This window comes from Paenibacillus sp. YAE3, from assembly GCF_057546105.1.
Map to the genome: position 1 here is coordinate 319,381 of NZ_BAAIYF010000008.1, position 18,191 is coordinate 337,571.

Genomic DNA, 18,191 nt, shown 5'->3' on the forward strand with positions numbered 1-18,191 from the left:
AGGACGGCCGCGCCTTCCTGCCCGCGGATCAAATCAGTATCCGTTCATCCGGTATATTACTGCGGCAGGCGGTCTGGGGATCGGTTTGGAAAGCGGTTCCAAAAATCGCTTCGGCGCCACCTCCATGATAAGGCATCGGAGGGACGAACATCCAGCCCATACTCGGCGTTTTTTTTCATGCTCCGTCAAAAATATTCTGCCGGGCCAAGATCAGCTGCCAGCGCGGGTAAACAAAAAAAAACGCCGCCGGGCGTTTTGCGGCTGCCGGGAAACGTCCCGACAGCTGGGGGTCTTCATTTTGCGCAGTCGAGTTCATGATCGAAAACCGGGATCCGCGGTTCATCTTATTGTTTTTTTCCGTCACGGCAAAGTAATTTTCTTCATCATCCGCAGAGTTAAATACTCTTCCGGCTGTATATTGACAATTTCTCAAAAATCGTATCGGAAGCCAGCTTAGATCACACTTATATCCTCTGTTTTTCATGCATCGAGTAAAAAATGCCTTTTTGGGACAACAATTCATCCGGGCTGCCTTTCTCCGCAATCTTGCCGTGATCGACCACGATGATGTAGTCGGCATTTTTAACCGTCGACAGTCGATGCGCGATCACCAAAATGGTTTGACGGCCTTTCAATTTTAACAAAGTATCATTTAAATGACTTTCCGTGATGGCATCTAAAGCCGAACTATATTCATCCAACATGAGAATTTTGGGATCATGCATGAAAGTTCTGGCCAATAAAATCCTTTGAATTTCCCCGCCCGATAAATTTTCTCCGTTGCTCTCCACCTTTGTATCATATTTGTTCGGCATAATCTCGACAAAATCTTTCACATGCGCAAGTTCAACCACATGATCAAACCTTTGGAGTAATGCTTCATTCAGCTCTTCCTTTTGGATGGGATAAATAATATTCTCAAGAATGCTGTGGTTCCAAAGGATCGGTTTTTGCGGATTATAGCCCACATACTTTCTGAACTGATGGATGTTGAATTCGGAAATGCGGATTCCGTCAAGCAATATTTCTCCAGACTCCGGTTCAATATGCCGGTGAACTAATTCGAACAAGGTGGATTTTCCCGAGCCGCTTAAACCTACAATGCCGACAAAACTCCCTGGTGCTACATCGAGGTCAAAATTTGAAATTCCGGGGGAGTTTTCACCTGCATGGCTGTATGAGACATTTTTCAATTCCAGCCTGGGGATTCTATTGAAATCAGGGGTGAGACTACCATATGGCAACTTATCCAATTGAAAAATTTCATTTATATTCCCCATAATGACCTTCATTCTGGTCAAATCGATATTGACTGTAAACAACGACTTAAAAATACTGTAGAGTCTCGGGAGCAATATAATAAACGCAAGTAACGTGCCCGGCGAGATTTTTCCAGATAATATTAAATAGAGGCTGTAACCGTAGATGATGCCCGTAATTAAGGAGATCACCGTATCCGCGATCAAGTTTACGACCATATGATGAAAAACATAGGATTTTTTGGATACGTTCCAGGCTTGATCATTCCATTCATTCCATCTCTTTTTTTCCACCTCTTGTCCATTAAAAATTTGAACCGATTTAAGATTGGAAAAGAAATCATTTAAATAACTCATGCCCTTTTCCAGGATCGAATAATAATTTTCGTCGAGAGTTTCGGTTTTTTTTCTAAATCGTTTGAAGATGTACATAAAGACCGGAAACGAAACGATTGCAACCAACGTAAGCTCGATGCTCATTGAAAACATGATCCACAAAGTGGCAAACAATAAAATGAGATTAGAGACGACCGACATCACGGTCTCTACAACGAATACTTCGCATAACATCCCGACTTGGGAAGTTAGCCGGTTCATCATTTCTCCTCGTCCAACCTGATCCATATGTTTAGGTCTAATTTGAAGTACATGCGAAAATAATCGCATTCTTAAGTTTTTTGAAAGTTTATTTCCCAGTTCATTATTGTAATATGCGGTAAAACTATTGAGCGCGGCAAATAGAACCGGAATGAGCACGATGAACAAAATATAAAAAATGGCGGTATTGATTTCCTTTCTGGGCAAAAGCTCATCGAACAACTCTTTGAAAATTACGGGTTGCAGGATGGAAACGAGTGAAGCGGATATATTGAAAAATAAAATGAGAAACAGCACTTTTTTGCTTTTCTTTAAAACCTCGATAATGGCACTCCTGGCTTGATTCACCATTACACCGCCTCTCGCAATCATTTTTCCCGGCTAACGCATCTTGGCCCTAGCGTACTTAGCACAATAGATCCATTCAAGATCATCTTATCGGGTGCCGCAGATGATTTGTACCTGTCAAAATATATGTATTCACCCTAAAAATGATCGAAATCCAGCCGGGCTTGCCCCGTACCCGAACGCAAAAAAAGCCGGGCTGCTCGCCGAGCTCCCGGCCACTTCTTATTGTTTCTGCTTGTAAAACTCGTGGTACAGCTTCATGAGCGCCCTTTTTTCGATCCGCGACACGTAGCTGCGGCTGATGCCAAGCTCCTTGGCGATCTCCCGCTGGGTCCGCTCCTCGCCTCCGAACTCCAGCCCGAAGCGCCCCTTGATGACTTCCTGCTCGCGTTCGTCCAGGATGTCGAGGTTGCGGTAAATTTTGCTTTTTTCGATTTTCAGCTGCACCGTATCGGCGACGTCGTCGGCTTCGCTGCCGAGGATATCGATAAGCGTGATTTCATTTCCCTCTTTGTCGGTTCCGATCGGATCGTGGAGGGAAACGTCTTTTCGTGTCTTTTTAAGGGATCTTAAATGCATAAGTATTTCGTTTTCGATGCAGCGCGCGGCAAACGTGGCGAGTTTCGTGCCTTTTCCCGTCTGAAAGCTTTCGATCGCTTTGATCAGCCCGATCGTGCCGATCGAGATCAAATCTTCCAAGTCCTCGCCGGTATTGTCGAATTTTTTGACGATATGAGCCACCAGCCGCAAGTTATGTTCGATCAGCATGTTGCGGGCATGAGCATCCCCTTCGGACATCAATTGAAGGTATTTGCTCTCCTCTTTTTCCGTCAGGGGCTGAGGAAAAGCGTTATTTTTGACATACGATACCAGCAGCGTCAGTTCTTTGATAAACAGGGCAATAAAGCTGAATAATCCGGGCACAGATGACACCTCCTGCTGAATGGCTTAGGACACCGCGACTTCGTCAAAATACCACGGCGGCTCACAAGTGCGGTCTGTTCATTCTATGTGGGCGATGACCCATCTGTGCCTGTACGGAGCGAAAAAACGGGTTCCGCAGGCGGAGCTTCCTTTTGCACGCCATCGTCAACATAAGCAGCGATAAAAAAGAAAAAAGCCGAACGGTGTCACCCGGACGGCTGCAAAACGATGGCTTATTTGTTCTGGAAAGCTACTTTCAATCCCAGCGCGATGTAAATCGTCCCAACGATTTTTCCGCTCCAGCGGCCCAACCAGGAGATTCGCTTGACCGCCCTCCCGATCGCCTGTATGCCCGCGGCAAGGGTCGACGTGTAAATCACGCTTAACATGACGAAGACGAGGCCGAGGATCAAAAATTGGATCAGGGTCGAACCTTGCCCCGGATGGACGAATTGCGGCAAAAACGATAAAAAGAACAGGGATGTTTTCGGGTTCAACACTTCGATGACGACGGCTTGGCCGAAAATCTTGGCGGAGGTCTGCGGCTCGACCTGCGGGAGCTGCGGGTCCGACGGTTTTTCCATGATGGCGCGAACGCCCAAATAGAGCAGGTAGGCGGCTCCGGCGAATTTGACGGCGTTAAACGCGATCGAAGAGGTCATTAAAATGGCCGAAAGCCCGATGCTCGCAAACAACGTATGAACCAAATCGCCCGCCGCGATGCCCAGGCCGGCGATCATGCCGGCTTTGCGGCCGCCCTGGACCGCACGGGAACCGACAAGGAGAACGGCCGGGCCCGGGATAACAAAAAGTCCGAGGACGATTACTGCAAAAGCGCCCAACGTAGCCAACGAAACCATGAATCTCCCTCCTGTTTGCTTTATCGCTTTAAATCAAAGCCTATTCTATCATGAATGCAGAGCTTTGGGCAGGGCCTTTTTTGCGATCTAAAGCGGTACTCTGCCGGCCGTTTACGGCAAGGCCGCTTAAATCAGCCGATCCGCTCCCGGGCTTCTTCGGCCAGCCGGAGCAGCTGCTCCCGTACGCGGACGACATCGCCGACGATAAGCAGCGCCGGATTTCGGGCCTGCATCCGTTGGCAGATGTTAAACATGGTGCCGACCGTCCCCGTAAAAATGCGTTCCGCTGCGCACGTGCCTTGTTCGATGACCGCCGCCGGGGCGGATTCGGGCTTGCCGTGCACGATGAGCTCCCGGCAAATTTCCTCCATTCTGCCGACGCCCATGTATACGACAAGCGTATCGACGCCCTGCGCCAGCAAATCCCAGCGAACGCCGCTCGCCTCGCCCGAAACGCCGGTGCCGCTGACGAAAGCAACCGAGGAGCTGAGGCCCCTGTGGGTCAACGGAATGCCTGCCGAAGCCGCGGCCCCGATCGCCGAGGTTAATCCCGGCACGATTTCGCAGGGGACGGCAAGGGCAGCCATCGCTTGCGCCTCTTCCCCGCCGCGCCCGAACACCAGCGGGTCCCCGCCCTTGAGCCGCACGACGCGCAGCCCTTTCATCGCATACGCTGCCAGCAGTTCATGGATTTGCTCCTGAGGTACCGCATGCCGGCCCGGGGCCTTGCCGCAATACGTAAGCATGGCCCCTTCTTTGGCATATTTAAGCAGTTCTTTGTTCGCCAATCGGTCGTATAAAATGACGTCCGCTTCCTGGATCCGCCGCAGCGCTTTCAGCGTGATCAGCTCGGGATCGCCGGGGCCTGCGCCGACAATCGATACGCTGCCCGGCTTCATAGGCTGCGCTCCGCGGGAGTGGCCGTCCCCGGCTTGCCGGCATCCTGCGAGCCGCGCCGCGCTTGACGATGCCCCTTGTTTCGTCCGAAGCCGCGCTGGGACCCATAAACCATAGCCCCGGTAAACAAGGCGCCCCCCAAGAAATTGCCGATCAGCACCGGGATTTGGTTCCACAGCCACCAATCGGCCAAACTCACGTTTGCCCCGAGCATCATGCCCGCCGGGATGACGAACATATTGACGACGGCGTGTTCGAAACCTTGCCCGAAGAAGATCAGAATCGGCAGCCACATCGCCAGCACCTTTCCGATGGTCGAATGAGACGTAAACGCCATGACGGCGCCAAGCGTTACCATCCAGTTGCACAGCGCGGCCTTGATCACGACGAGCAGGAGCCCTTCAGCGCCGAGCTCCTTGTAAGCAAGCGTCTTGGCTTCGCTGGTTTTGACAATCGTCTGCACGAGGGGGCTTCCCATATCCGTCCCCATTTTGGAGGCGGTCAAGGCATACAATCCCGCGTAAACCAAACAGCCGATCACGTGCCCGAAAATGACCCATCCGAAGTTTTTCGCCATCGCGGCGGCGGAGGTTTTCCTTTGCGCCACGGCCAGCGGAATGAGCGCAAAACTTCCCGTGACGAGCTCCAGCCCCAGCAGCACGATGATCACGAATCCCGCCGGAAATACAAGCGCGCCCGCCATGCCGACGTTCGTCTGCGTGGTGGCGGTGAATGCCAGCGTCGTGGCGCATGCCAATATCGCTCCCGACAGCATGCCGCGAATGAGCATTTGCGTCCGGCTTAGCCGCGTTTTTCCGGCGCCGGCCTCGATCATGTCGTGAAGCACCTGATCCGGTTTCACGTAATCCATGGACATCACTCCCCGAGAAATAATAAGGGTTACTCGCATAGGGACGAAGGGCAGGGGCCCTTACCCCGCCGCCTGATCCGGAGGCGCGGTTTCCCCGCGTCCGGACCGTCCGCATAAATACATCGCGCCGCTGATCGGATCCACTTCCACGGCATACGTGGCCACGCTGCCGGTATCCGGCTCGCATACCCGTCCGCTCGAAAGATCGATTTTCCAATCATGCAGCGGACAATGGACCGCGCGGCCGCAAACCATCCCTTCGGAAAGTTTGCCGCCTTTATGCGGACATTTGTTTTCCACCGCCAGCACGCTCCCGTCCGCCAAACGGAACAGCGCGATTTCGGTGCCTTCGAACAGGAAGGTCCGCGCCCCTTTGCGGTCGATGTCCGATACGTTGCCTATATGAATTTTGACCATGAGCAGATCCCCCTAGTTTCCCGCCGATGCCGCTTCCGGAAGCGGCTCGAAGTTTTTGCGCAGGGCGCCGTCCGCCACGATCTCCTTCCAAGGGTCGTTCAGCCTGCTGAGCGCCTGCTTCACCCGCGCGAAGAGGGCAATCCGGTCTTCCTTGTTCTCCAGCGCCTTTTTGACCGACCCCAATCCAACCCGCTCGATCCATACCGAGGTACGCTCGTTCCATTGGGCATTTTCCCGGTAGTATTGCAAAAACGCGCCTGCCCATTCGACGACCTCGTCTTCCGTCTTGACCACGCAAAGCAGTTCCGTCGCCCGGACATGCACGCCGCCGTTGCCGCCGACATGCAGCTCCCATCCGCCGTCGATGGCGACGACGCCAAAATCCTTGATCGTCGCTTCCGCGCAGTTGCGGGGACATCCCGACACCGCAAGTTTTACTTTGGCCGGCGTATTCAGGCGTTCGAATTCTTTTTCAAGCCGGATCCCCATCCCGATGGAATCCTGCGTGCCGAAACGGCAGAAGGTGGAGCCGACGCAGGTTTTGACGGTCCGGAGCGCTTTGCCGTACGCATACCCCGAAGGCATGTCGAGTTCCGCCCACATGTTCGGAAGATCCTCTTTTTTGACTCCCAGCAGGTCGATCCGCTGCCCGCCCGTAATTTTGACCATCGGCACATCGTATTTTTCCGCCACCTCGGCGATTTTTTTCAGCTCGGACGGGGACGTCACGCCGCCGTAAATCCGCGGGACGACCGAATAGGTGCCGTCCTTCTGGATGTTGGCGTGGTACCGTTCGTTCGTGAATCGGGATTCCTTTTCATCCGCGTACGATTCCGGAAACAGCATGCCCAAATAATAATTGAGCGACGGCCGGCATTTGGAGCATCCCTCCGGGTTGTTCCAGCCGAGCACATGCATCGTTTCCTGAACCGATTGCAGCTTCATCCGCGACATTTCGGCCACGATTTCGTCGCGGGTCAGCGTCGTGCAGCCGCATATGCCTTCTTTGGCCGGTTCACCTGCCGCATCGCCCGCATAGAGCTGAACCAGACCCTGAACTAGCGGTTTGCAGCCGCCGCAGGAGCCCGATGCTTTCGTGCAGGCTTTGACGGAGGCGACGGTCGTGCAGTTTTTCGTCAAAACGGCATCCTTGATCGATTCTTTGGTCACCCCGTTGCAGCCGCAAATGATTTCTTCGTCCGCCATGGCCGCCAGGCGCTGCTCCGCCGTTTCGGTTCCCGAACCTTGCGCCGAAAATCCCAGCAGCAGCTCCTTCTCCCTGCCTTTGACGGACTCCCCTTTTTTCATCAGCGAAAACAGCTTCGAGCCGTCGGCGGTATCGCCGAAAAGCACCGCGCCGATCAGGCGCTCTCCGGAAATGACGATTTTTTTGTATACTTGATCGACTTCGTCCTGATAGCGCAGCGATCTTGCGCCCTCCGTTTCGGCAAAATGTCCCGCGGAAAAGACGTCCACGCCGGACACCTTCAATTTCGTTGACGTGACCGAACCCGCATAACCTTCCGTCTCCGCGCCCGCCAAATGTTTCGCCAGCACGGCCCCCTGCTCATACAGCGGTGCGACGAGCCCGTACGTGATTCCCCGGTGTTCGGCGCATTCGCCGACCGCGTATATGCCCGGAATATTCGTCTGCATCAGGTCGTTGACCACGATCCCGCGGTTGACGGCAATGCCGGCTTGGCGCGCAAGCTTCACGTTCGGCTTGATCCCGACGGCCATGACGATCAAATCGGCTTCCAGGCGGGTACGGTCGCTAAACACAAGCTCCCTCGCCCTCTTCCGGCCTGCGATTTCCTCGGAATGCTTGCGGAACAGAAACTTCATTCCTTGCGCTTCCAGCTCCTTCTGCAGCATTTTTGACGCCGTTTCATCCAGCTGGCGTTCCATGAGATAAGGATGAATGTGCACGACCGTGACGTCCATCCCCAGGTGAAGCAGGCCCCTGGCCGCTTCCAGCCCGAGCAGGCCTCCGCCGATCACCGCTGCCTTTTTGTATTTCCGCGACGCTTCGAGCATCGTTTCGCAGTCTTGGATATCGCGGAAACCGATCACTCCTTCCTTGTCCGCACCCGGCAGCGGAAGCATGAACGGATCGGAACCCGTCGCCAGAATCAAAACGTCGTAATCGGCGGCTGCCCCTTTGTCCGAATACACTTTCCGCACCAGCGGATCGATCCGCGTGACCGTGTGCCCCGCGTGCAGGCGAATCCGATGTTCCTCGTACCAGCTCCAATCGTTCAGGATGACTTCGCTCATGTCGGCCCCGCCGGCGAGAACGGACGACAACATGATGCGGTTGTAGTTCGGATGGGGCTCGGACCCGAAAATCGTCATCTCATAGGCCTCCGGCGCAAGCTTCAGCACATGCTCGATCGTCCGGATGCCTGCCATGCCATTGCCAACCAGCACAAGCTTCTTCCTATCCATATATCCCGCTCCTTTCTCTATTGGAAGCCAGATCATGCGGCCCATAAAACCATAAAAAGCCTGCTTTTCGTTATCCGGGTAAAAAGCGCAAACGCACTTTCACGATCCGGGTTACGAAAGCAGGCTCCATTGCCGCATTCAGGATACGCCATTGTATCCTTCCCATTTGTTCTTGAGCAAAAATATACCGTATGCCAGCGCCACTTGTCAACATATTTAACATGAAATCATCATTTATAATTAAAACGTCGACATCCGCAGGGTTTTGTGTTATATAAATTAACATTGATATATAACATTTCGCAATTCAGAAGGGAGCGTGCCATACATGCGTTCGTTGCTCGTGATCCATCAACCGTCCGCTGCTTTGGAGCGAAGCGCATCCGATTCCAGCGGGACGCATCGACCGGAATCCTTGCTTCGCTCCTGCGGATATCAGGTCTGCCTTGCGAAAAACCCGGAACAGGCCGTGAAGGGAATCGCCGCGGCGGACGGGACGGTGCTCCATTTGCCGATCGGCGACATTCCGTCGTGGAGCTGCAGACTGGAACAGCGGAAGCCGACGCCGATTCTCTGGTGGTGCAATGATGACGTTTCCGCCCAGTCTCTCAGCTTATGTAAGGAAGATGTCATTATTGACGGGATCCTGTTCCCGGACATGAAGGCGCATGAGCTGCACTGGACGCTTTTCCTGAGCTTCAGGCATTTTAGCGAAAGGCAGCAATGGAAAAGCGAAAAGCAACAGCTTCTGGCACGGATCGAGGAACGGAAATGGATCGACAAAGCGAAAGGCATTTTATGCGAGCTGAAAAACATATCGGAGGCCGAAGCATATGACCTGCTGCGGAAGCAGGCCATGAACGAGCGGAAACGAATGGTCGACGTGGCAACCTCCATCGTCCGTCTTCACCCTTTGCTTCGCCCATCCGACTCCGGAGGGATCAACCAATGATGAATCGATGGTTAAAGGAAGTCGCCCGCGGCAAAAGGGGAGCCCGGGATTTGGCCTATGAAGAAGCGCTGCAGGCCGCCGAAGCCATTGTAGAAATGAAGGCGACCCCGGCGCAAATCGGCGCTTTCCTGATCGCCCAGCGGGTCAAGGAGGAAAGCGTGGATGGAGCTTGTTAAAAATCAGCCCTCCGCCGTATAAATTTGCCGGCGAATATTCGCATCTGCTGCTTGGCGTCAAATAGCCCGCTGCATACGTTATGTCTGCAGCGGGCCTTCACTTGATCAGCTAAATTCCAAGGCGCCGACCCCTTGGACATGCGCCCTTATCGGAAAAATATCGGCATTTTTTTCGGCAAAAAACCAGCGCCGGCCTTTTCTTGCGACGATCAGCAGCCCGTGCTCATCTCCGACCGGGGCGAATTGGTCGCTGCCTTCCCGATACTTCGGAAACCCCCGGCCGACAAGCTCATCCACGAACGGCGGCACGTCCTCCTTAACGATGCCGATTTCGCTGACGCAAAGCAGGCTTTCCGCTCCAAAAGGCCGGTCGGATGCGTCGTTCAGGCTGTGCCTTGCGATCAGTTCCACGATATTGCCGGCGGGGTCCTCAAAATACAACGAGTGGGCGTCCCAATCGACCGAATACGTTTCGTCTTCGCCGTTTTCCCGGTTCAACGCCGCTTTTCCGGAAATCCAGGCCTTCGCCTCCCGGAACTGATTTTCGGGGATGTTGAAAGCAAAGTGATAAAACGGCCGCCCCTCCGCCGTCTCCTCGAAGGTCAGCTTCGTTTCGCCGATGCCAAACGTGACGAAGCCGCTCCCTTGTGCGATGACCGGCACTCCTAATACGTCTTTGTAAAAATGTTTTACCGCACCCATTTCAGCGGTCTTAAACGTGACGTCCGTAAAACGCATTTCGATAACCTCCTTATCCGTCTGCGATTCTTTGTCTAGATCTTATCGAATCGGCCTTCCTTTTTCAATACGGTGCATGAAACGCAGACGGGCGGCGGTCCTTTCCCCTGCTTTATAAGAAAAACGTCTATCGACGTACTTTCTCAGTAGACAGACCGCGTTAAGATGAAGTTTTTTTGCAATGTCCGGAAGTCATGGTTCTGAAGTTTATACTTTCTGAAATTATAAAAAAGCCCCGGATCCCCGGGGCTCTTGCACATCATATGAAGTTTTTCGGCAAAGTCCAATCCTTCGATCAAACCTTAAGCCCGTGTTAAAACCGGTCGGCCCAAACGCATACCGGCTTCGAAATTTCAACGGATTTACCCGTGAAAGCCAGCTTCCCGCTGGTTTCGTCACGCGTGAAGACGGCCAGGTTGTTCGTATCCCGGTTCGCGACAAGCACGTAACGTCCGCCGGGAACGATCGAAAAATGGCGCGGATGCTTGCCTTCGGCCGATGCATGCTGAACCGCCTGCAATCTGCCGTTTTCGGCGTCCACCGCGTACACAACGATGCTGTCATGCCCGCGGTTGGAGCCGTACAGGTAACGTCCGTCTTCCGAAATCGTGATCTCCGCGCAGCCGTTCTCGACGTTGACGCCTTCCGGCAGCGTCGATACCGTTTCGATTTCCGTCAGCGTTCCTTGATCCGCGTTATACCGGAATGCCGTCACCGTCGACTGCAGCTCGTTGATGACGTAAGCGAATTTTCCGTTCGAATGGAACACGAGGTGACGCGGACCGGCGCCTTCCTTCACTTTTGCTTCGCTCGTCGGAACAAGCTTCCCTTGCTCCCGGTCGATTTGGTATGTAAAAATCGTGTCCAGTCCCAAATCGCATACGAACAAGAAACGCTGGTCCGGGCTGTAGAAGGAGGAGTGAACGTGGGATTTTTGCTCCGGCTTGCCCCCTTCATGGTTGCGGATGTCGAGCACTTGGCCGACGGTGCCGTCTTCCTTCAATTCAACCAGGCTGATCGATCCTTTATGATAGCTTGCCAAGGTCAAATAGCGGTTATCCGCGCTGCGCTGGATGTGGCAGGACGGTCCGTTCAAGGCATTGGAGCGGCTGGTTTCCTTCAGCTTGCCTGCTTCCGCGTCGATCTCGAACGACACCGCGTCGCTCAGCTTCGACCCGTCCGCCGCGGCCGTTTCACTGATCGCGTACAAACGCTGCCGGGGCGTGTCCACATTCAGGAACGTCGGGTTTTTGAAGCCGGATAACTGATCGAGCCGGGTAAGATCTCCGCTCGTTTCGTCGAATGCATATACATATACGCCGTCCGCAGATTCTTCGGCATAAGAACCTACAAATACGAGCATGCGCTGTTGGTCTGCCATTTGGTTCGCCTCTTCTCTAACATTTTATAGGACTTTTGCAAATCCAATATGAAAACATTGTATCATTTTCAGACGGTTTCCGGCAAAGATTTTCAAGCCGCGGGGGCTGCCTGACATCGGCCATTGCGCGCTCTTTCGGCCCAAAACGGCGTTCCTTGCACACAAAAACCGCCCCGGATCCGGATGATCCCCTGGGGCGGCTGTTGAAGGTGTTATACAAGACTTCCCGGCTTTTTATGGTATTTGATAATCCCTTCGGCGGCCCGGTACGCCAGCGCGCCTACAGTGCCCGTAGGATTGTAGCCGCTGTTATGCGGGAAGGCGGACGCGCCGATGACGAACAGGTTGTCGACGTCCCACATCTGCAGGTAATTGTTGACCGCGGAGGTGTCGGGACTGCTTCCCATGATGACGCCGCCGGTGTTGTGCGTCGATTGGTACGTCGTAATTTCGTACGGCGCCAGCTTCGTGTTGGCCACGACCTTGTCCGCGCCCATTTCCTTCAGGATTTCGCCGCATTTGGCCCCCATGAATTTAACCAGCTCCCGGTCCTGGTCTTCGAAGTCGAACGTAATCCGCATGAGCGGATCGCCGAATTCGTCCCTGTACGTCGGGTCCAGGTCCAGGTAGTGATGGCGGAATGGCATGCAGGAACCTTGGGCGCCGACGTTGAGATGGCGGTTCGCGTATTTAATGGACGCCGCCTTGAATTCCTTGCCCCAAGTCGGCGTTCCCGGCGGAACCACGTTGTTTTGGATCGGCCGCGCCCCGGTTTGGCTGTAGGAAATGTTGGCCCCGTGGATGAAATTCAAATCTTTATGATCGAAGTTGTCGCCGTTGAAATCGTCGATGCACATGCCGAGCGCCCCCGCGCCCGCAAAAAGGTTGAATTCCTTGTCCTCGTAAAAACCGACGGCGGCCCCTTTCAGCACTTGGTATGCGTAGTTTTTCCCGATGACGCCCGTTCCGGTTTTCGGATCGTACGGCTTGCCGATGTTGGACATGAGCAGCAGGCGCACGTTGTTGAAGACGTAACTGGTCAGAACGACGATGTCGGCCGGCTGTTCGTATTCTTCCCCGGTGGTCGTATCGATGTACAGCACGCCGGTCGCTTTGCCGCCTTTGTGCAGCACCCGTCTGACGTTGGAATGCGTGCGCAGCTCGAATTTTCCCGTGTTTTTCGCCACCGGGATGACCGTCACGACCGGATCGGCTTTCGCGCCGTATTCGCATCCGAAGCGTTCGCAGAAGCCACAATACTGGCAGGCCGCGCGGGCGATGCCGTCCGGGTTCGTGTATTGGTCCGACAGGTTTGCGGAAGGCATGTGGTACGGATGGTAGTTCAACCCTTTGCAGGAGTCGGCGAACAATTTCATTCCCGGCGTCGTTTTCATCGGACCCGTCGGATATTTGTCGGAACGTTTGCCGCCTTTCGGGTTATCTTCCCCGGAAATGCCGGCGATTTTTTCGAATTTATCGAAATACGGTTCCAGCTGTTCATATGTAATGCCCCAGTCCTGGATCGTCATTCCGTCAGGAATTTTGTTTTTCCCGTAACGTTCGATCGTTTTGGATCGGATTTCAAAATCGTACGGCAGGAAACGGAAGGTTTGCCCGTTCCAGTGGACGCCGGAGCCTCCGAGCCCGTCGCCGAGCAAAAAGGAACCGTAGGAGCGCATCGGCAGCGCCCGGATTTTTTCGTTGCCGCGGAACGTGATCGTCTCCCGGGACAAATCCTGGAACATCTCGTACCGCAACGCGTAACGCAATTCGTCGTGAACCATGTAATAATCTTCGGTTTTTCTTTCCTTGCCGCGTTCAAGGCCGACAACGGACAGCCCCTGCTTGGTCAGTTCCGACGCAATGATGCCGCCGCCCCAGCCGACGCCGACGATGACGACATCCGTTTTAGGCAGTTTCGTAGCCATGAATCAATCACCTCTCGTTTAGTTTTTAGGAATGTGGCAGATGTTCTTTCAAGCTGACCGGCGGCATTTTGGCAAATTGGTCCTGCTCGATGATTTTCGCGTAGGACATTTGGTTGCCGGGGTAATTTTTCAGCTTCCAACCGTTCATGTTGTTGTTGCCGCCGTAGAGCGGGTCGGCGTACACGCCTTCCATCGTTGCGCTGAACAGCGTCTTGAAAAATCCGCTTGCGGAAATGGTCGTCAGCTTCACCTCGTCGGTTTCGAAAGCCTTAAGGATGGCATCCTGCTCTTCCGGCGCCAGATCCTTGAATTTTTTCTGATATTTTTTATTGCTGTAGTTCTGGATTTCCTGAAGGCCGATATCGAAAATTTCCCGGCGTTTCAGGCGGCCCTGGTAGCCCTGCGTCGTTTCCCCTTTATAGAAGGGGCCCTGCATGTATTCCCTGCCGTTGTTCCCCCATTCGCCTGCAAGCTGGTGGTCGATGTAATAAGCGACGCCAAGCTCTTTGGCTCCGGGTCCGTTATCGTCCGCAGGAAAAAGGCGCTCCGTGGCGGCTTCCGTAATCAGGAATTGTTCCTGCGTGAAATACATCAGCGCTTGGTTGAAATTGACGGGTTCAGCCGCGGGAGCCCCGCCCTTGTTTCCATTTCCGGTATTGGCATTGTTGTTGGTCGTTGCTTTTTTCGGGGTCCGCAGCAGGCTGCCGACCACGCCGCCTACGATCAGGCCCCCGACGGCATAACCCGAATTTTTCAAGAAATTCCGGCGCGACTGATCCGGTTCTCTATGGTCCTTCAACTCTTTGTCTTCAGTTTCGTTTGCCATAAAAGTCAACCTCCAACTGTGTGGATGCACGCCCATGAATTTGGGGCAGCATCAGTTTTTTGTTATTTTGTCGAAATATCCCACAAATAATACATCCTCCGAAAGATAATCATACTCATATGTTCAACATATCCAGGGAGGGATCATCCATGAAAGGACCCATCGCCAAATTAGCCGTTCCGGCCATTTGCGCCGCCGTGGCTTTGAGCGGCTGTAACGGCAACGTCAAACAAAATGCGCAGACGAACCCCGTCCGGATTCAATCGAACGCGAACCAAAACTACGCGTCGGACCGGTTGACGAATGACGGGCTCAGAGGCGGCACGAATGCCGAAGGGCATCCGCATCTCAACAGCATCAAAGTGATTCCGAAGTTCAACGGCGAAAAGGTGCGCACGACCAACGAAAACGGCACGACCTACAGTGGAATGGGCTCGGGGGTCTACAGCCGCATCGGCACGTCCAGCCTGCATAATACGCCGGAATCCAAAACGCTCGAAGACCGCCTGGAATCGGCAGGCATCACCGGGATCAGCGTGCTGACCCTCGGAGACTCGGTCTATATCGGCGATCCGGACGGCCACACCCATATCCGCAACTCCGAACCGCAGCCGCATAAAGTGCTCAGCCCGAACGAAGGGTCGTCCGGCAAAGGATATATGAGCCAAAAAGGCGGCTACGGCTACACCATCGGCCAACGCGACAACACGAAACACAATCTTAACGTGATCCGTGCCGAAGTGGCCGGCGTATACGGCAAAAAGGTAAAGGTCTACACGGTACACGACCCGAAAGCCATCCAGGCGATCCATCGCGTGAAAACCGCCATGCGGGCGGGCACGCCGGTCTCCAAAATGAACAAAGACCTGGCCGTCATCAAAAAAAGCGCGCATGTGGACCAAAACAAATAAAGCTTGAACGAAAAACACCTCCTCGGGCGCAACACGCGCGAAAAGGAGGTGTTTTTTCGTCAACACGCTAATTTTTTTCGGCAAGCTTTTCCGGCTCTGCGGCCGGATCGCTCGTAATTTCCTCGACGACGCCTTTGGTGGAGGAACGGAATTCCCGCAGCGTGTCCCCCACGGCCCGCCCGAGCTGGGGAAGCTTGGATGGGCCGAATACGACCAGGGCGATCATCAAAATGATCAAAAGCCCAGGCAGTCCGATATTGTTAAACATGGTTGGCTCCTCCTTTCGGATCTAGAAGTGGATGCTCCGTCTCCTTCCGGTCCAAATACCACCTGGAGACGAGAATGCTGAGTTCGAACAACAAAATCAGCGGAATGGTCACGGACAGATGCGAGACGAAATCCGGCGGCGAAATCATCGACCCGATGACCGCCAGGGCCAGATACACGTATTTCCGCGCCTTTTTGAGCTGCGAAGGGCCCAGAATGCCCAAACGGGTCAGGAACAGGACGACCGCCGGCATTTCAAAAGCAAGCGCAAGCGGAAACACGAGGCTGAACATGAGGGAAAAATACCGGTCCATCCCGTACGTTTCGATGGCTCCGACCGTTTGGTTCATTTTCGAGAGGAAGGAAACCATCATCGGAAACGCGACGTAAAAGCTGAAGGCGATTCCGATCATAAACAGGACGAAAGCCAGCGGGACGAACCAAAAGGTTTTTTTGGCCTCATCGTTGGTCAAGCCCGGACGCACGAATGCCCATATATGGTACAGCGCCAGCGGAACGGTAAAAAACACCGCCACCAGGAAACCGCATTTCATATAAATGAACATGCCGTCCGTCAAAGAAAACACATTCCACTCGATGTCGGCGGCAGCCGGCCGGTTTTTAATGTACATCAGCACCCGGGGAGACACGTACAAGCCGGCTGCCAACGTTACGATAAAAAAGAGCATCACCCAGATCAGCCGTTTTCGGAGCTCCGTCAGGTGGGTGACCCATTCTTCACTGTTCATCCATGAACCGCCTCCTCTTGTAGCCCCTGCCGGGCAAGCCGTACCGCAGATGGCGCCCAGCGATATGTATATTGTATCCAGAATTTTCAGAATTATAGGTAAATTTGTCGACAAAGGGCGAAACAGGCGATAAAAAGAATCGTGCAGGTGTCAAATACATACTCTGTGGGACTTGATGCACTATTAGTTATACTAGCCGCATCGAGTTCTACCACTCCCCCCGGGAGTAGTAATACTCATTTCAGTTCCTATTTAGATAATATCGATTAACACAAAAAAACCGAGAGAGGGAGCTTCTTTTCAAAGAAGTGTCCATCTCTCGGGTCACAAATCAATTGTATTGTCATAGAGGTCGTGTCTCAAAGTCCATTTTAAGAATCAGGAATTCTGAATTAAGCTATAAATTTACCTGTGTTCTTGTAAATCCCTGTTTGAATTTAAAATCGCTTCAAGTTCAACTTTTAATTTTTCTAGAAATCTAGGGCCCTTTGCTATTTTATCTGTGGCCCCTAATTTATCAAATGTTGCTTTAGTTAAATCTATACACTGAGTTATAAGATCCTTTGAGATATCTTCTATTTCTAGATCAAATATTTTCTTATTTGATGGGAAAAGTGTTTTCGTAGCCAATGCAAACACAGAATATATAACATAAAACTTTAGATTCGTTACAAGCGATGGTGAGAATCCCATTTCCTTTAGTGAGAGTTCGACTTTTCTACCACCAAAAGCAAGTATATAATAAGTGTTTAGATCATTATTTTTATGGTACAGCTTCTTGTAAGCAGTATTGTCTTCAAGTAGAGTAGATGGTCTGGCACGAGCTGAGTCGGGTCTTTGCATTAAGACAGACATCAAGCACTGAGCTAAAAAAGAAACGCTTATAATATCCCTTGGTTTCTTGCCTTCGTTTTTATAATAATTTTTACGTCGATCATAATACAAATCACGTGGTTTTAGATAGTCCTCGATCTGTCTATGAATAGGATCTGTTACTCGTAATGAATATTTAGGGATAGGTGTTTGACTATTTGTTGCTTTTATTATCTTATCTCTCGCTTCTTCTGTTTCAGGAACAATTATCCTTACAAGTAAGTTCCGTCGTTCATTCAATTGTCTATCAGGATAAATAGCAAAATGGCGGAAAATTTCACTTGAAGTTTGCAAACCATTTACTATTTCCGGATTTGTTATTATAATTTCCTTTCCCCCAGGAGCTGAAGCCTCTGTTGCAACTATTGTTACCCCATTATTTAACCACCAAAATTCCTCATTACTTTCGCTGTCCTCCAATGTTTCTTGGATATCATTATTGACAGCAGTTTTTCCTTGGTAGTCTCGAACATTTGATTCAAATATATACTTTATTAAAATCCCATCTTCATCAGTTATAAATTTAAAATAATCAGCTAAATTCACTAAAGCGATAAAAACTTGTCCAGATGAAGACATTGGATTTTCGGAGACTTTTAATCTAAAGACACTATTTGTTCTCGATTGCGATATTCTTACAAGTGAGTGTTTTGCATAATTCCGTTTCAGAGAAGAAGCGATAGCATATTCACTGTCGTTAAGGGGTAATTTTCGAAAATGGTATTATATGGATGAAGAAAAGGGCAGACTTGCAGAATTTTAGAACAGC

General features: G+C 52.3%; 16 protein-coding genes and 1 pseudogene. 3 read left to right on the plus strand and 14 right to left on the minus strand.

All coding sequences use genetic code 11. The features are described from left to right. Window positions 1–464: 464 nt before the first annotated feature. The 7 genes from AC27KL_RS17655 to nirB form a co-directional block, all read right to left on the minus strand. On the minus strand, window positions 465–2,207 hold the full coding sequence (locus AC27KL_RS17655; RefSeq protein ID WP_487170502.1) for an ABC transporter ATP-binding protein: 1,743 nt from the start codon (window positions 2,205–2,207) through the stop codon (window positions 465–467). A 219-nt stretch (window positions 2,208–2,426) separates the two neighbouring features. Then, window positions 2,427–3,128 (minus strand): RNA polymerase sporulation sigma factor SigK, encoded by a 702-nt coding sequence (gene sigK / locus AC27KL_RS17660; protein ID WP_036712481.1) that lies wholly within the window; start codon window positions 3,126–3,128, stop codon window positions 2,427–2,429. A 233-nt stretch (window positions 3,129–3,361) separates the two neighbouring features. After that, the gene (locus AC27KL_RS17665; protein WP_487170503.1) at window positions 3,362–3,988 is read right to left on the minus strand and encodes a LysE family translocator; all 627 of its coding nucleotides are present in this window, start codon (window positions 3,986–3,988) and stop codon (window positions 3,362–3,364) included. Window positions 3,989–4,119: 131 nt separating this feature from the next. Beyond that, complete coding sequence (gene cobA, locus AC27KL_RS17670; RefSeq protein ID WP_487170504.1) at window positions 4,120–4,887, minus strand: uroporphyrinogen-III C-methyltransferase; 768 nt, start codon at window positions 4,885–4,887, stop codon at window positions 4,120–4,122. Next, window positions 4,884–5,756, minus strand: coding sequence for a formate/nitrite transporter family protein (locus tag AC27KL_RS17675; protein WP_487170505.1), 873 nt, complete (start codon window positions 5,754–5,756; stop codon window positions 4,884–4,886). The genes cobA and AC27KL_RS17675 overlap by 4 nt, the downstream gene beginning before the upstream one ends. A 60-nt stretch (window positions 5,757–5,816) precedes the next feature. Further along, window positions 5,817–6,173, minus strand: coding sequence for a nitrite reductase small subunit NirD (gene nirD / locus AC27KL_RS17680; RefSeq protein WP_487170506.1), 357 nt, complete (start codon window positions 6,171–6,173; stop codon window positions 5,817–5,819). Window positions 6,174–6,185: 12 nt separating this feature from the next. After that, on the minus strand, window positions 6,186–8,621 hold the full coding sequence (nirB, locus tag AC27KL_RS17685; RefSeq protein ID WP_487170507.1) for a nitrite reductase large subunit NirB: 2,436 nt from the start codon (window positions 8,619–8,621) through the stop codon (window positions 6,186–6,188). Between the two features lie 328 nt (window positions 8,622–8,949). On the opposite strand from nirB, the gene AC27KL_RS17690 reads away from it, so the two are divergent. After that, the gene (locus AC27KL_RS17690; protein ID WP_487170508.1) at window positions 8,950–9,573 is read left to right on the plus strand and encodes an ANTAR domain-containing response regulator; all 624 of its coding nucleotides are present in this window, start codon (window positions 8,950–8,952) and stop codon (window positions 9,571–9,573) included. After that, window positions 9,573–9,731: pseudogene (locus AC27KL_RS17695) on the plus strand (anthranilate phosphoribosyltransferase); the annotation flags it as partial. The gene AC27KL_RS17690 and the pseudogene AC27KL_RS17695, both read left to right, overlap by 1 nt. A gap of 123 nt (window positions 9,732–9,854) precedes the next feature. On the opposite strand, the gene AC27KL_RS17700 reads toward AC27KL_RS17695, so the two are convergent. From AC27KL_RS17700 to AC27KL_RS17715, 4 genes are all read right to left on the minus strand, one after another. Next, the gene (locus tag AC27KL_RS17700) at window positions 9,855–10,487 is read right to left on the minus strand and encodes a VOC family protein (protein WP_487170509.1); all 633 of its coding nucleotides are present in this window, start codon (window positions 10,485–10,487) and stop codon (window positions 9,855–9,857) included. Window positions 10,488–10,800: 313 nt separating this feature from the next. Further along, window positions 10,801–11,868: a lactonase family protein gene (locus tag AC27KL_RS17705; protein ID WP_487170510.1), complete on the minus strand. Its 1,068-nt coding sequence runs from the start codon at window positions 11,866–11,868 to the stop codon at window positions 10,801–10,803. A gap of 212 nt (window positions 11,869–12,080) precedes the next feature. Beyond that, the gene (locus AC27KL_RS17710; protein WP_487170511.1) at window positions 12,081–13,796 is read right to left on the minus strand and encodes a GMC family oxidoreductase; all 1,716 of its coding nucleotides are present in this window, start codon (window positions 13,794–13,796) and stop codon (window positions 12,081–12,083) included. 25 nt (window positions 13,797–13,821) lie between these two features. Further along, window positions 13,822–14,622 carry a gluconate 2-dehydrogenase subunit 3 family protein gene (locus AC27KL_RS17715; RefSeq protein WP_487170512.1) on the minus strand — a complete coding sequence of 267 codons (801 nt, stop codon included), beginning with the start codon at window positions 14,620–14,622 and terminating at the stop codon, window positions 13,822–13,824. Between the two features lie 149 nt (window positions 14,623–14,771). Here AC27KL_RS17715 and AC27KL_RS17720 point away from each other — a divergent pair, with 149 nt between their 5' ends. Further along, window positions 14,772–15,533 carry a hypothetical protein gene (locus tag AC27KL_RS17720; protein WP_487170513.1) on the plus strand — a complete coding sequence of 254 codons (762 nt, stop codon included), beginning with the start codon at window positions 14,772–14,774 and terminating at the stop codon, window positions 15,531–15,533. Window positions 15,534–15,600: 67 nt separating this feature from the next. Here the strand turns inward: AC27KL_RS17720 and AC27KL_RS17725 are convergent, their stop codons facing one another. The 3 genes from AC27KL_RS17725 to AC27KL_RS17735 all read right to left on the minus strand — a co-directional run bounded on the left by AC27KL_RS17725 (window position 15,601) and on the right by AC27KL_RS17735 (window position 18,001). Beyond that, window positions 15,601–15,801, minus strand: a complete 201-nt coding sequence (locus tag AC27KL_RS17725) for a twin-arginine translocase TatA/TatE family subunit (RefSeq protein WP_339324001.1) — start codon at window positions 15,799–15,801, stop codon at window positions 15,601–15,603. Further along, entirely contained in the window at window positions 15,794–16,549 is a 756-nt protein-coding gene (tatC, locus tag AC27KL_RS17730; RefSeq protein ID WP_339324000.1) for a twin-arginine translocase subunit TatC, read from the minus strand. The genes AC27KL_RS17725 and tatC overlap by 8 nt, the downstream gene beginning before the upstream one ends. Before the next feature lie 405 nt (window positions 16,550–16,954). Further along, window positions 16,955–18,001: an AIPR family protein gene (locus tag AC27KL_RS17735; RefSeq protein ID WP_487170514.1), complete on the minus strand. Its 1,047-nt coding sequence runs from the start codon at window positions 17,999–18,001 to the stop codon at window positions 16,955–16,957. Between the last annotated feature and the right edge of the window lie 190 nt (window positions 18,002–18,191).